This is a genomic window from Steroidobacter sp. (assembly GCF_036402275.1).
Classification (GTDB): Bacteria; Pseudomonadota; Gammaproteobacteria; order Steroidobacterales; family Steroidobacteraceae; genus Steroidobacter.
Window position 1 is genome coordinate 1 of record NZ_DASWTF010000028.1, and the last position, 13,680, is coordinate 13,680.

General features: G+C 62.2%; 8 protein-coding genes. 3 read left to right on the top strand and 5 right to left on the bottom strand.

The features are described 5' to 3' along the window. The 4 genes from VGD45_RS12855 to VGD45_RS12870 all read right to left on the bottom strand — a co-directional run. On the bottom strand, positions 1-1,929 hold a 1,929-nt coding region (locus tag VGD45_RS12855; protein ID WP_331155710.1), incomplete at its 3' end, for a VCBS domain-containing protein. 301 nt (positions 1,930-2,230) lie between these two features. Then, on the bottom strand, positions 2,231-2,854 hold the full coding sequence (locus tag VGD45_RS12860) for a response regulator transcription factor (protein WP_331155711.1): 624 nt from the start codon (positions 2,852-2,854) through the stop codon (positions 2,231-2,233). Between the two features lie 7 nt (positions 2,855-2,861). Next, positions 2,862-4,217, bottom strand: a complete 1,356-nt coding sequence (locus VGD45_RS12865; RefSeq protein WP_331155712.1) for an HlyD family type I secretion periplasmic adaptor subunit — start codon at positions 4,215-4,217, stop codon at positions 2,862-2,864. Next, positions 4,211-6,367, bottom strand: coding sequence for a type I secretion system permease/ATPase (locus VGD45_RS12870; RefSeq protein WP_331155713.1), 2,157 nt, complete (start codon positions 6,365-6,367; stop codon positions 4,211-4,213). Before VGD45_RS12870 ends, VGD45_RS12865 begins: the two co-directional genes overlap by 7 nt. 400 nt (positions 6,368-6,767) lie before the next feature. Here VGD45_RS12870 and VGD45_RS12875 point away from each other — a divergent pair, with 400 nt between their 5' ends. The 3 genes from VGD45_RS12875 (at position 6,768) to VGD45_RS12885 (ending at position 11,628) form a co-directional block, all read left to right on the top strand. Continuing rightward, a complete protein-coding gene (locus VGD45_RS12875) occupies positions 6,768-7,031 on the top strand; it encodes a hypothetical protein (RefSeq protein WP_331155714.1) in 264 nt (87 codons plus the stop codon). Positions 7,032-7,368: 337 nt separating this feature from the next. Then, positions 7,369-10,149 (top strand): caspase family protein, encoded by a 2,781-nt coding sequence (locus VGD45_RS12880; RefSeq protein WP_331155715.1) that lies wholly within the window; start codon positions 7,369-7,371, stop codon positions 10,147-10,149. Between the two features lie 39 nt (positions 10,150-10,188). Next, on the top strand, positions 10,189-11,628 hold the full coding sequence (locus VGD45_RS12885; protein ID WP_331155716.1) for an autotransporter outer membrane beta-barrel domain-containing protein: 1,440 nt from the start codon (positions 10,189-10,191) through the stop codon (positions 11,626-11,628). Here VGD45_RS12885 and VGD45_RS12890 read toward each other — a convergent pair. Beyond that, the gene (locus tag VGD45_RS12890) at positions 11,625-13,406 is read right to left on the bottom strand and encodes a serine/threonine-protein kinase (RefSeq protein ID WP_331155717.1); all 1,782 of its coding nucleotides are present in this window, start codon (positions 13,404-13,406) and stop codon (positions 11,625-11,627) included. The two genes, VGD45_RS12885 and VGD45_RS12890, sit on opposite strands and share 4 nt — an antisense overlap. Positions 13,407-13,680: the final 274 nt, after the last annotated feature.

Below are 13,680 nucleotides of genomic sequence, written 5' to 3' on the forward strand. Positions count from 1 at the left end.
TAAGCCGGCGGGGGCGGGCGCATCGAGCGCGTAGCTCAACACCGCGCCGTCATCCACGTCGCTGTCATTGGTGGCGACGGTGCCGACGAGAATCGCGCCGTCTTCCGTCGCGCTGTTCACATCGGCCACCGCGACGGGCGCGTCGTTCGTGCCGGTCACGGTGATCGTCAGAGTCGCGCTGCTGCTCGCACCGTGTTGATCGGTGACGGTATAGCTAACGACCACGTCTTCCGTCGCACCGGCGGCGAGGTGCTGGTAGGCGGCATGGCTCGGATCGAAGCTGTAACTGCCGTCGCTGTTGAAAGTGAGGCCGGCGGGCGCGCCGGCATCGAGCGCGTAGCTCAACACAGCGCCGTCATCTATATCGCTGTCGTTGGCGGCGACGGTGCCGATCAGAATCGCGCCATCTTCCGTCGCGCTGTTCACATCGGCCACCGCGACGGGCGTGTCGTTCGTGCCGGTGACGGTGATGGTGAGCGTCGCACTAGTGCTCTCACCGTACTGATCGGTGACAGTGTAGCTAATAGCCACGTCCTCGGTGGCTCCAGCGGCTAAGTGCTGATAGGCGGCATGGCTCGGGTCGAAGCTGTAGCTGCCGTCGCTGTTGAAAGTCAACCCAGCAGGGGCAGGAGCGTCGAGTGCGTAGCTCAGCACTGCGCCGTCATCCACGTCGCTGTCGTTGGTTGCAACCGTGCCAACGAGAGCCACGCCGTCTTCGGTCGCGCTGTTCACATCGGCCACCGCGATCGGAGTGTCATTCGTGCCGGTGACGGTGATGGTGAGCGTCGCACTAGTGCTCGCGCCATGCTGATCGGTCACGGTGTAGCTAGCGACCACGTCTTCCGAAGCACCGGCGGCGAGGTGCTGATACGCCGCCTGGCTCGGGTCGAAGCTGTAGCTGCCGTCGGAGTTGAAACTCAAACCGGCGGGCGAGGGGCCAGAGAGAGCAAACGTCAGGACGGCCCCATTATCGACGTCGCTGTCGTTGCCGGCGACAGACCCGACAAGAACGGCGCCATCTTCCGTAGCGCTGCGAACATCAGCGACGGCGACGGGCGCGTCGTTCGTGCCCTGGATGGTGATGGTCACATTCTGAGTGACAGACGAACCTTCATCGTCAGTGATCCTGACCGCGTACACCTCAGTTCGCGTCTCGCCCAAGGCCAGCGACTGCGCGGCGGCGTCGTCCAGAGTGTAGGTCCAACCGACGGTGCCCTGGCCGTCGCCAGTGGCGGCATTGGTAAGTGAGGCACTAAACGTACCGAGCAGCGAGCCGGCCGGCGAAACGACGCTCACGGTGTGCGTATCCGCCACGTCGAGGTCGAAGAACTTGATCGAGCCGCTCCCGATCTCAACCGTGGTCGGGCTGGAGTCGTCGTTGCCGTCCTCGGTGACGGTGCGGGCAATCGTGGAATCGAGAACGTCGACGATGGGGGCGTCGAGATTGGTGACGGCGGCGCCGTCCACATAGATCTCGAGTCGCTCCATCATCTGCACGGTCAGCGTCGACGTGCCGAAGTTGAAGGTGAAGTCGCGGGCGCTGCCGTTTGAAATCTCGCCTTGGCCGTTCCGCTGGACGGTGGCGAGATGCTCGAAGTAACGGGCGAGCTGAACTTGTACGGAGTCCTGCAGCCACTCGGCGTTGGTCAGCATCAGGCGGACGGTGTCGATGCCCGAGCCACCGGTGTAAAGATCGCCGGAACCCGCGTTCTCGGCCAGGCGATACACCAGAATGTCGTTTCCAGAGTCGCCGTTGAGCGTATCGCTGCCGCTGCCGCCATCAAGGATGTCAGTGCCGGACCCGCCGTTCAGCCGGTCGCTGCCGGCGCCGCCGGAAAGAGTGTCATCTCCCGCGCCGCCGCTGAGCGTGTCTGCGCCGCTCGTGCCAGTGAGGATGTCGTCGCCGCTGCTGCCGCTACTTGTCGCCATGAGCTCTCACACCTCTAGAAACGGTTGGTAACCGTTCATCTGCGCAGCGCCCGCTGGGCTGACTCTCGGTTGGGTGAAGCGATCCTAGAGGTGCGGTGAATGCGGTCCATCCGACCGCCGTCTACCCATACTTTGGTATGGGTCCACTGTGAAATCGCGCGCGAAAACGTGGGAGATACATCACGAAAAACAGCGCCGCTAATACGAAAGCCTCGGTCACTTGTTAGGGGAATGGACGAGAGAAGCAGGACCAGGAGCGAGTACGCGTCGCGGGCCGCGCGACGCGTCGCAGGAGCACTTATTATCGATGGGCGAACAGGAGCGCCAGCTTGGTCCGATCGACGACGCCGATCTTACGGAAAATGGCCGTGAGATGGCCCTTCACGGTCTGCTCCGCGATGGCCAGATGACGCGCGATGCGTTTGTTACTGACGCCCTGGCCAATGAGCCGGGCGATCTCGACTTCTCGCGGCGTCAACACCGAGAACCGCCCCGTGCATCCGGTCCCCTCGTTGTTTCTTTCCGTCGTGAGCCCGTCCAGCAACTTTGGCACGAGCGCGCGGCGAATCCAAAGCTCACCCTGCAACACCGCGTTCACGATCTTCAGCAGCACTTCGCTCGGAACATCTGGTGAGCAGACACCGCGCGCGCCAGCCCGAAACAGCGCAAGTTCGAGGTCTTCATCGCATCCGTCGAGGGACGCAACGATTCGAGTAGCAGGGCTGGCCTTGTGAAGCTGGGCAGTGTCCTGCACGCGAGCAGCGCGCAGCAGCCGCAAGTCGAGCAGCAGTAGCTGTGGCTGCAGCCGCACCAGGCACTCGCGCAATGCTTCGTTGCTCCGGATCTCGATCACGGCTGCGCTCTCACCGAGCCCAGCACGCCAGCGATCCAACATCTCCGAGTCCGTACTTGCAATGACGAACATAGACCTCTCAGCGCTCGCGTAGTGCTGTCTGCTTGGCGCGCAGTACCGGCTTCAGCAGGTACTGCAGCACCGTCTTGTGTCCCGTGCGAATGTCGACGGTCGCCTGCATGCCGGGAATGATCCTGAGATGTTTATCGCCAGCGCCGCGACCGCCGCGCGAGGTGCGAACACGGACGAGGTAGTAACTCTCAGGCCGCACGCCGGGCCGTTCGTCGATGATCGCGTCGGCGCTGATGTGCTCGACGGTGCCTTCGAGACCGCCATAGATCGAGAAGTCATAAGCAGTGAGCTTGACCATCGCCTCCAACCCCGGTCGCAAGAAGGCGATATCCGCTGGCCGCACGCGTGCTTCCACGAGCAAGCTGTCCTCCAAAGGTACGATCTCCACGAGATCCATGCCCGGCTGGACGACGCCGCCAATCGTATTGACCTTCACCTGCTTGATCGTCCCTGACAGCGGCGCGCGTACAGTGGTTCGGGCGAGACGATCCTCCAAAGCCACTTTCGAAGCGCTGACAATGGACTGTTCCGCGCGAGCCTCGCTCAACTCGCGACTCGCCGCCGCCTGAAACTCCGCCGTCATTTGCTCGGCCTTACGACGGACCTCGCCGAGAGCCGCCTGTAGACGCGGCATGCTCAAGTGGGCGGCGTCGAGCTCACCCTTCAAATCGTTGGCCTGCCGTTCGAGCCGGATGAGCTGGACTTTGGGAAACACATTCTGATCCGCGGCCTGACGTGTGATCGCCAGCTCCTGTTGCACGAGATCGTAGCTGTGCGCGAGTTGGGCGGCACGAGCCTGCATCTCCGCCAGTTCCTGCGTCCGCTGCTCCAATTGGCGTTCAAGCACAGCGAGACCGGCCCGGAGATCGCGTCGACGCGAGTCGAACACCTCTCGCTCGTGCACAACCAATTCCGCTTTATCTCGCTGCAGATCCAACGGCGGCACGAACTCACGATGCGCAGCTTCCGCCTCGAGGCGTGCAATGCGTGCTCGCAATGCGTCGTCTTTGGCTGCGCTCTCCTGGTACGAAGAAGAAAACCGCGTGTCGTCGATCCGCATGAGCGGCTGACCCTTGCGCACGATCTGACCCGGCTCGACCAGGATCTCGGCAATGATGCCGCCCTCCAAATTCTGCACCACTTGGACTTTGCTCGACGGAATCACGTGGCCCTGCCCGAGAGTGACTTCGTCGAGCTCCGCCCGGCTGGCCCAGATGAGCGCAACCAACAGAAACGCGAGCGTGCTCCACAGAATCCAATGCGCGAGAGGACGCGCACCGTGCAGCATGACGGCGTTCGTGTCCGTCATGAACTCACTGTCGTCCGCCTTCGGCCGAAACAACTCGCGAACGCGCGTTAGCATCTGACTTTTCCTCCAGCCAGCGCAGCGAGCACCCGATCCCGAGGTCCGTCCGCAGCGATGCGGCCCGCTTCGATCACGATGACCCGGTCGACGAGAGACAACAACGAAGCTCGGTGCGTGATCAGCACCAGCGTCCGCCCGTCGATCTGTTCGGCCAGCCTGGCTTTGAAGTGTTCCTCGGTGCGATTGTCCATCGCGTTGCTTGGCTCATCGAGCAGCAAAATGGGCGGCTGAAGCAGATAAGCGCGAGCAATTGCAATAGCCTGGCGCTGACCGCCAGACACAGCCTCGCCGCGTTCGCCGACGGGCATCGCGAACCCGCGCGGATGTAGATTGACGAATTCGGTCACGCCAGCTTGCTCGGCGGCTCGCAGCACCGCTGTGTCTTCGATGCGAGGCGCCCCGAGCACGATGTTGTCGCGGACTGAACCGTAGAACAGCACGATGTCCTGGGGCACATAGCCCACATCTCGTCGCAGTTCCACCGGATCGATCTGTCGCGACTCGATGTCGTCGATCAGGATGCTGCCGGAGGTCGGGGTATGCAGACCCAGTATCAGCTTTTCGATGGTGGTCTTACCGGAGCCGATCCTTCCGATCAGCGCCACCCGTTCGCCCGGCGCAATCCGAAAGCTGAGGTTTGAAAGGACAGCGGAATCCTGTCCCGGATATTTGAAGGTGACGTCCCGAAACTCCACCGCACCTTGCAATCGAGGACGGCTCACGAACTCATGAGCCGCTGGGCGCTCATCGGGCAGGCTCATGATCCTGTCGATTGAGGCGAGCGCAGTTCGCGCATGGTGATAGCGCGTCAGCAGACCAGCGATCTGGGATAAGGGTGTTAGCACGCGTCCGACCAGCAGCGTGCACGCAATGAGGCCGCCGACCGTGAGCTGCTCGGCAGCGATGAGGTGCACGCCCCACACCACGACCGCGACGTACGCCAGTTGCTGAACAAACGTCGAGAAGTTGATCACCGTGTTCGAGAGCAAGCGCGTGCGCAGGCTTAGTTTCGCGAGCTGCCCGATGGCTTGTTCCCAGCGCCGCTGCGCGGGCCCTTCGGCTCGCTGGCTCTTGATGGTTTCCAGGCCCGACAGAGTTTCGACCAACGTGGCCTGCCGCTGAGCGGCGTGACGGAAGCTCTCCTGAATGGAGCGCGATAAGGGCCGTTGCAACGCCAGTCCGAAACCTACGATGAGCGGGAAGGCGATCAAAGGAACCCACGCAATCGGCCCGCCGAGCCACGCCATTGCCATGATGAAGAGCAGCGCGAAGGGGAGGTCGACCAGCGTCGTGATCGTCGCCGAAGTGACGAACTCGCGTAACGACTCGAACTCCTGCACGTTGTTTGCAAACGCACCCACGGACGCCGGCCGGTCCGCCATCCGGATGCCGAGCACTTTGCCGAACAGATTCACGGACAAGGTCACATCGACCCGCTTGCCCGCGACGTCGATGAAGTATGTCCGCAGGGTGCGCATGAGCAGATCGAATCCAAACACGAGAGCCACGCCGATGGTGAGCACCCAAAGCGTTTCGATGGCGAGATTCGGCACCACGCGGTCGTAGACGTTCATGGTGAAGAACGGCGTGACGAGCGCGAACAGGTTGATCAGCAACGAGGCGATCAGAACCTCCCCATAGATCGGCCAGCATTGGGCGATGGCGCTCCAGAACCAGTGCTTCGGCCGCGGCATGGCGCACTGTTCGCTGCGCGCGTCGAGCTTGACCTGCGGGCGGACGAAAATGACATCGCCCGAGTAGCACGAGCGAAGATCATCGATCGTGGCCTCCCGGACACCACCCGACTCGGGCTGCAGCAGTTGCACGCCGCCGACGGCGTCCTTGGCGATGAGCACGCAAGCCTGTCGATCGGTGAGTAGGAGAACCGCCGGCAGCACCAGCGACGAGATTTCATCGAGCGGACGACGCATGATCTGCGCAGACAACCCGGCGCGTGCCGCGGCACGTACAAACAACTCGGGCGTCAGCCCGTGCTCAGGGATCGGCAGGCCGGCAGCCAGCGACTCGGCCGGCCACGGTTTGCCGAGGAATCCCGTGACGTGAACGAGAGATTCCAACAACGGATCGCACACGCGACGCGCAGTCGGTGAGATTTCCCAAACATCGGCAACAGCGGCGGCTTGCATGCGCGCGACATTAGGTCACTGAAACAGCGGGTTCCGCGCGGTCAGTCACGCTCGGGGCCGGCACTTAGTGTGACTGCCGTCATGAGATCGCGCTTCCGGCGTTTGTCTGATGCCGGAATTGAGCGCCGATCCGATGAGCGTCGCGGATGCGATGTCACGTGTCGTTTACGGCCCAACACTGAGTGATGTTTGTGTTGGTCGAGAGCCAACGAAACGAGTCGCTCAAATGCATGTCGCGACGCACGCAATCTCGATAGTTCAACTATTTGTCCGCTCGCTTCAACAGCTTAGAAATATTTCGAGGGCGGCTGGCACGGTTGGCACGAGCGCTGCAATCTCTTGGGCAAGCGCAACGCAAAGCGCTTTGACCGAAACCACCAACACTGACGGAGTTACTTGAATGAACACTTTGCAGATCAACGACCTCGAGCTCTCTGAAGCCCTGGATCGCGAGTCGATGGCCGCGCTGGCCGGCGGTAACGCTTATCACCAGACGGGCGCCACTTACTACAACGGCGCATGGAGCGGCTACACGTTGATGTCGGCGCAGTACCAGTACACGACGATTCACGACGGCTACTGGGCCCGCAAGTACTCCGAGACCTGGCGCCGTACCCGCGTCCAGACGGAATACAGCTACTGGGATCACTTCGTCCGCATCTGAGCTCGAGCTCAGCGCAAGCGGAGGCCTACGACAGGCCTCCGCTTTTTTTATTTCTAATCTGATGATGCTTTGCGATCACGCACTGACTAGCCCATGAGTGCCATTGCTTAGTCATCGGTCGCGGCGAGTAAATGCGCGTGGTTCGTCGCCTTGAATGTTGCGGTAGCGAGGGGTATATGCTCCATCGATCCGATTGCGAGTGGCTTGCGCCGATGCGCAGTCGGTTGTCATTTGCTGCGGTCGCAGCCTCGGGGAGCACGCGCGTTTCGTGGGGAGCGCGCCGCAGTCCTATGTATCTCACATCCGCCTCCGTTCGACGTTCTTGGGGAGTACCGCGATGACCACATTCGCCGTGCGCTTCCAGCGCTCGTTCCTCGCCATTTGTGTCGGCTCTCTGGTGGTCATCGGCGGCGGCCCGCTGGCGCGCTCGACGAACTCGGAGAAGGAGGAACGCAGCCGTATCGCCGCGGCGAATCTCGAAGACGCCATCGTGGTGGACTGCCAGCTGCCCGGCAAACTGCAAAAGCTCGGAGGAATGCGGTCGTATCTGACGCCCGGCCGGCTCGTGCGGCTGTCCGCGGTGGACTGCCGAGCACGCGGCGGCGAGTACACGATCGGCGATCTTTCCAGCGGCACACTTTCCATTCAACGCTGGCTGCCGCTGGCTGAGTCCGGCGAAGCCGAGGCGCAGTACTACGTCGCTCGTATCTATGCGAACGGCATGGGCGGTATCGGGACCGATCATGCGCTCGCGGCCAAGTGGTATCAGCGCGCGGCGGATCAGAATTACTCCGCGGCGATCCAGGAGTTGGGATATCTCTACGAACAGGGCCTGGGCGTACAGAAAGATCCGAAGCTCGCGCTCAACCTGCAACGCAAAGCAGCGGGTCTCGGTGACGAGCTCGACTACGCCTGGAAGATCACGGCCGCCGAGGAGGAAGGCGCGCGACAGGTCGCTGCCCTGAGCGAGCAACTCGACGCCTCGAACGCCGAGCTGGAAACGTTGCGAGCGCAGTTGGGCGACACGACGAACGCAGTTTTCGAGGCGCGCACCAAACTGGCCAAATCCGAATCCGCCGCACTCGATCTGCGCGAGCAATTGGCGGCCGCCAAGCAGTCCGGCGCCGTCGAAGGGGATGGATCGAAGATCGCTGAGTTGAATACCGCACTCAAGGCGAGGGAAGGTGAGCTGAGCGCCGCACGCAACAAAATGGAAGCGCTGACCGCGCAGCTCAACGGTCAACAGACGCAACTGGCGGAGCGCCTCGCGCAATCGCAAGCCTCCAGCATGGAATTGAATGAGCTGTTGGGCGAGGAGCGTGCAAAGACTCAGGCGCTGACAGCGCGTCTGGCTCAGGCAGACCAACGACTGCTGCGTTCTCAGCACGAGCTCAGCGAGTTGCGCACACAGTATCGCGCCGAGGTGGAGCAGTTGGTGGCGGAGCGCGAGGAGGTCGAGCGAGCCGCGGCCAAATCCAAAGATCAGACTGCGGCATTACTCGCTGCGCGTGAACGTGACCTGGAGCGACAGCGCCTGCGCATGGCCTCGCTCGAAAAGGCTCTCACCGATGCCAATCGCACTCAGATCGACGCCGCCAAGGCGTCCGCCAAGTCCGGCGCCGAGACGCAGGCGAGCGTGACCTCGCTGCGGTCTCAGTTGGAAGAACAGCGGAAACAGGTCAAGCAGCGTGAAGACGAGATCGCATCGCTACGCGCGTTGGCAGGTAAGGATCGCGCCGCGCTCATGCAAAAGTTCGACGAGCAACTGGCAGCCCGCACGCAGGAGCTGCAAGCCAAGCAGCGACGCTTGACTGCCTTGACCTCCGAGACGGAGACGCTGCGCAGTGAAGTCCAACGCTTGAATCAGCAGCGTGAGAAGGACATGGGGGGAGCGGCTGACGAGGCGGCGCGCGCCCGGGCTTCGCTGCGGATGGCGCAGCAGAAGCTCAGCGAACAGCGCGAGCGCCTCGATCAGCTGCAGACGGAGAAGGCCACCGAGGTGGCGGCGCTGGCTCAGGCACGAGATGAATTGCAGCGTCAGCTCAAGACCAATCGTCAGGCCAGCGAGATGCAGATCTCGTTCCTCAGAAAGGACCTCGAGGCCCGGCAGAAAGATATCGAATCCAAGGACAGTCAGATTGCCAGTCTGAGCGAGCGGCTGCAGGAGCAGTCGAAGCGTTTCGATGCGCTGGTCGCGCAGACGCTCTCCAGCGGCAGCCCGGCCAACAACGGCGCCGTGATGGCCAGCGCGCAGACGCCGGCGACCCAGGATGTCGGAAAGTTACGTTCAGTGGACAGTCGCCCCGCGAAGTTACAGCACTCGCTCGGTGAGCTTCGCAACAGCAGTAGTGGGAACTATCACGCGATCGTCATCGGCAACAGCCTCTATCACTACATGGAGTCGCTGGACACGCCGGCGAACGACGCGAAGGTCATCTCACAGCTCCTGACCGAACGCTATGGCTTCAAAGTGCGTCTGCTGCTCGACGCTACACGCGAGCAGATCATGGTGGCGTTGCATGACGCCAAGCGCACGCTGACGCCCGATGACAGTCTGCTCATTTATTACGCCGGGCATGGCGATGTGGACACCGCGTCGGGCCGCGCCTTCTGGCTGGGTGTCGAGGCGGACCGCGACACGCGCACCGGCTGGCTCGAAGCGGATCACATTCGCGCCAAGATCAAGGAAATGAGCGCGAAGCACGTGCTGCTGGTGGCGGATTCCTGCTTCTCCGGCGCCATCACTCATCCGAAGACGACCACGATCGGGCGTGGCTTGAACGAAACGCGTCTGCGCGTGCAATGGAATCGGCGGGCCCGCATGGTGCTGACATCCGGCGAAGTCACGCCGGTCGCGGACAGCGCCGGTGAGGCGACGCACTCCGTATTCGCGCGCTACTTCATTCAGATCCTGCGACAGAACGACAACGTCATGAGCGGCGAGATGCTGTCGCACGAGCTGAATGGCCGCATGCAGACGCAGCCGGTGCAAGTGGGCAAGAACGGTCAGCGACAGCGGCCGACCTACTCGACCTTGCAGGATGCGAATCACGATATCGGCGATTTCTTCTTCGTGCCTCTGGCCGAGCCGATGAAGGTCGCTGCGTTGAATTACTGACTCTTCGCTCCATCCGACAAAACCAGGGAGAAGCCGACAATGAAGATCCTCGCAAAAAAACTGGCGGCGTACTGCACGATCGCCGCAGCCGCCGCCTGTGCCACCGCGGCGCATGCGCAGACTGTGAGGCAGCAGGGCCCCTTGTCGGTTTTCGCCAACGACCCGCTCAGTAGTTCGAGCAATCTGCAGAAACAGGCAAGCTACGCGGTGCAGGGCATGTGCGGAGCGCTGGGCGCCGAAGGCGGATTGCGCCTGACCGGCGCCAAGCAGGACTTGTTCCTTCGCTGCAATGAGATGGTGGAAACGGCGCGCGTGTTTCAACAGTTGCCGGCGGTCACGGGCAGAAACCTGGGATATTCGGATCGCGAGCAACTGCTGGTGGCGGTTCAGCAAGTCTCGGGCGAAGAACTGGCGGCGCAAGGCTCGATGTCCACCCAGGTATCGTCGGGTCAGTTCTCGAATATTGGCGGCCGACTGACCGCGCTGAGAATGGGAAGCAACCGACAGCGGCTCGGCGGAGGCGCCTCGAGTGATGAAGAGTCCGCGACGAACGCCAGTCGCCTCGGCTGGTTCTTGGAGAGCAGCTATGGGTTCGGCGATCACGACCAGACGGCCTCCGAGGACGCGTTCGATTACGACGCCATGAGCTTCACCACAGGCACTGACTACAACTTCGGCTCGGCGGTAGTCGGCGTCGCCGTGGGCTATGACCGCTATCAGGCGGACTTCGATAGCGCGCTGTTCGTCAGCGGCGGCGACGTGGAAGTGGATGGCATCAGCGGCTCGTTGTTCGCTGGTTATTTTGGCGGTGGCTGGACGCTCAGCGGCATCGCCACGTACGGCTCGCTCGAATCCGATCTCACCAGGCACGTGATCTACGACAACGCCAACGCGGCCTGCGCTGGTTGCGGCGCGCGTCGCAGGCTGACGGGCAGCCCGGACGGTGACTACGTCGCACTCGGTTTGACGTTCGGTTACGAATTCAACCTCGGCGGCTGGGACATCACGCCGTCGGTGAGCGGGAGCTATCGCGATGTGGACATGGATGGCTTCAGTGAAACCGATATCGGCGGTGGCGGCCTGGCGCTGCGCTACGAAGACCAGACCATCGAGTCCAAACGATCCATCGTCGGCATCGCGATCTCGCGACCTATCAGTCGTAGCTTCGGCGTATTGGTGCCTAGCCTGCGGGGCGAGTGGCACCACGAGTTCGAGGACGACGTGCGTTCGGTTCGGGCCAAGTACGTGCTCGAGGATGCGCTGCTCACAGGCGCTTCGGGCGCACAGGATTTCGGATGCGCGATCTCGTGCTTCACGATGCTGACGGACCAGGCCGATGCCGACTATGCGATCGCGAGCGTCGGAGTTTCAGCTACGTTCCCGCGGCGGATCCAGTTTTATCTGTTCTACGAAGCGTTGCTGGGAGCTTCGAACCTCGACGGCAACTCCATCGCCGGCGGCGTCCGCGGACAGTTTTAATTCTGGTTGCGAGCCAGAGCATCCATCCGACAGATGCTCTGCTCGAGCCGGAACAGTTCCTGACTCGACGGCAGCACCTGTCGGCCGTAGCGGACCAGATCTAGCGCCTCGGTCACGCGCTGCTGACCCGACAGCATGCGCGCCCGCTCCGCATATAGATTCGCCACGTCCGTCTTGAGCTGCAGCGCCTGCTTGTCCGTGGGGTGGATCTGCAGGACGCCGTTGAGAATGTCATTAACGCTATTCGGCCCGTCGCTGAGAATGTACTTGAGATCGTCGATCCGCGTGGCCGGTGTGGCGTCGAGCATGTAGTCCCTGGCCAGGGCGAGGTGATCGTCGATCTCCCGCTGCTGTTCAGCTGTGGGCGGGGCCTGTGAACCCTCGGAATGGATGGGAGCCGGCTTCGGGATCTGGGCACACTGCAGGACTTCCATCGTCGAATCTTCCACCGCCACCCGATAGTAGCGGGCGCTGACAGCGACTGCCGCGACGGTGACGAGCACGCCGGCCACGGCGCCTGGAATCGCATACTTCTTCCACCGGCTCTGTGGCGCGAAACAGTTGATGAATTCGCTGACGGTGGGCGTGCGCTCTTCGCGAGTCAGCGCGAGCCCCTTCTTCAAGCCCTCCCATTGGGCGCGGCTCAGCGATTCGATCCGTTTCGGAGCGAGCTTGCGCTCGTGCGCGATCTTGGCGGATTGCCGGTCGAACGGATGTTGTCCACACAGCAACTCGTAGGTGACACACGCGAGCGCGTAGATGTCGTCACGTGGATCCGGGTCGGCCTGTTTCCACATCTCCAGCGATGCGTATGCCGGAGTCAGGCCGTGCAGCACCTGCGCCGGATCGAAAATGGTCTGCTCGCTGCGGGTATCGGTAGGGTGAATCAATCGGGCGATGCCGAAGTCGAGCACCTTCACCGTGCCGTCCTTGCAGATAAAGATGTTTCCTGGCTTCAGGTCGCAGTGAACGATGCGCTTCTGGTGTCCGTACTCGAGCGCCGCCGAGACGCCGCGAATGATGGGCAGCGCTTCGACCAGCGGCAGGCCGCCGTCGGCGCAACGCTCGTCGATGAAATCGTCGAGCGGGCGACCTTCGAGGTACTCCATGGTCATGAAGATGCGCGCACCGTCGCGATCGAAATCGTAGACCGTCACCACGTTGGGATGAGCGAGAGTGCTGGCGCGACGCGCTTCGCGCTGCAACGCCATAAACGATTCGGGGTGCGCGCTCACTTCCTTGTTCAACACTTTGAGTGCGATGAAAGGCTGGCGATCGTGTGCTTCCTCTCGCCGCCGGTCGCGAGCCTTGAAGACCTGGCCCATGCCGCCACTGCCGAGCTTCTCGACCAGCACGAACCGGTCTTTCACAACCATTTGGGGAACGAGCGTTTCGCACGAGACCTCGGGCGACTCATCGAACAGCGGCGGTTCCCGACGCACGGACTTGCGTGCGTGAGGCGTCTCACTACCAGGGGCGCCGGCTGAGGCGTATTCGGTCTTGAATTGCGCAGACCGTTTACCGCGGGCGAGCACTGTAGCCTTCGACGGCATCCCGGTGGGCTCGATCGACGTGGACGGCGGATCGAACAGATCTCTCAAAGTGAGCCAGACGGTCGCGGACAGCCGGCCTTCTTCGACGGTGTTCCTGAGCCAATGCGAGAGCGATTCGCGTTCGCGCGGATGTTGTAGGAGATAGGCGCGAAACACCGCTCGCAATTCATCCAGAGTGATGGCGCCGCCTATGAACCGTCCGAGTTGGGTGCTCAGCTCGTGCACGTCAGCCTGCTCGTGTGCAGTGTGCTATCGGAATATCGTGAGAGCAGTGTAACAAAAATGAAAGTGGCCAAATGCGCCGGCGCATCGTGGATCTTGCAACGCAATCAAACAAATCTCGTGCAAGTCTCACCGACACATAAAGTGAGTGTGCAACTAAATCGAATGACCAGTGGTGACGGGCTGCGAGGCTCGCTATGCTGCTCACCTCACACGCGATGGCCGTTCTCATCGGGCCATCACAATCATCGACGACGAACCGAAGGGACTCGGTGAA

Coding starts and splice junctions, on each gene's coding strand:
- VGD45_RS12860 (WP_331155711.1), bottom strand. CDS start 2,854: ATGTTCGTCATTGCAAGTACGGACTCGGAGATGTTGGATCGCTGGCGT.
- VGD45_RS12865 (WP_331155712.1), bottom strand. CDS start 4,217: ATGCTAACGCGCGTTCGCGAGTTGTTTCGGCCGAAGGCGGACGACAGT.
- VGD45_RS12870 (WP_331155713.1), bottom strand. CDS start 6,367: ATGCAAGCCGCCGCTGTTGCCGATGTTTGGGAAATCTCACCGACTGCG.
- VGD45_RS12875 (WP_331155714.1), top strand. CDS start 6,768: ATGAACACTTTGCAGATCAACGACCTCGAGCTCTCTGAAGCCCTGGAT.
- VGD45_RS12880 (WP_331155715.1), top strand. CDS start 7,369: ATGACCACATTCGCCGTGCGCTTCCAGCGCTCGTTCCTCGCCATTTGT.
- VGD45_RS12885 (WP_331155716.1), top strand. CDS start 10,189: ATGAAGATCCTCGCAAAAAAACTGGCGGCGTACTGCACGATCGCCGCA.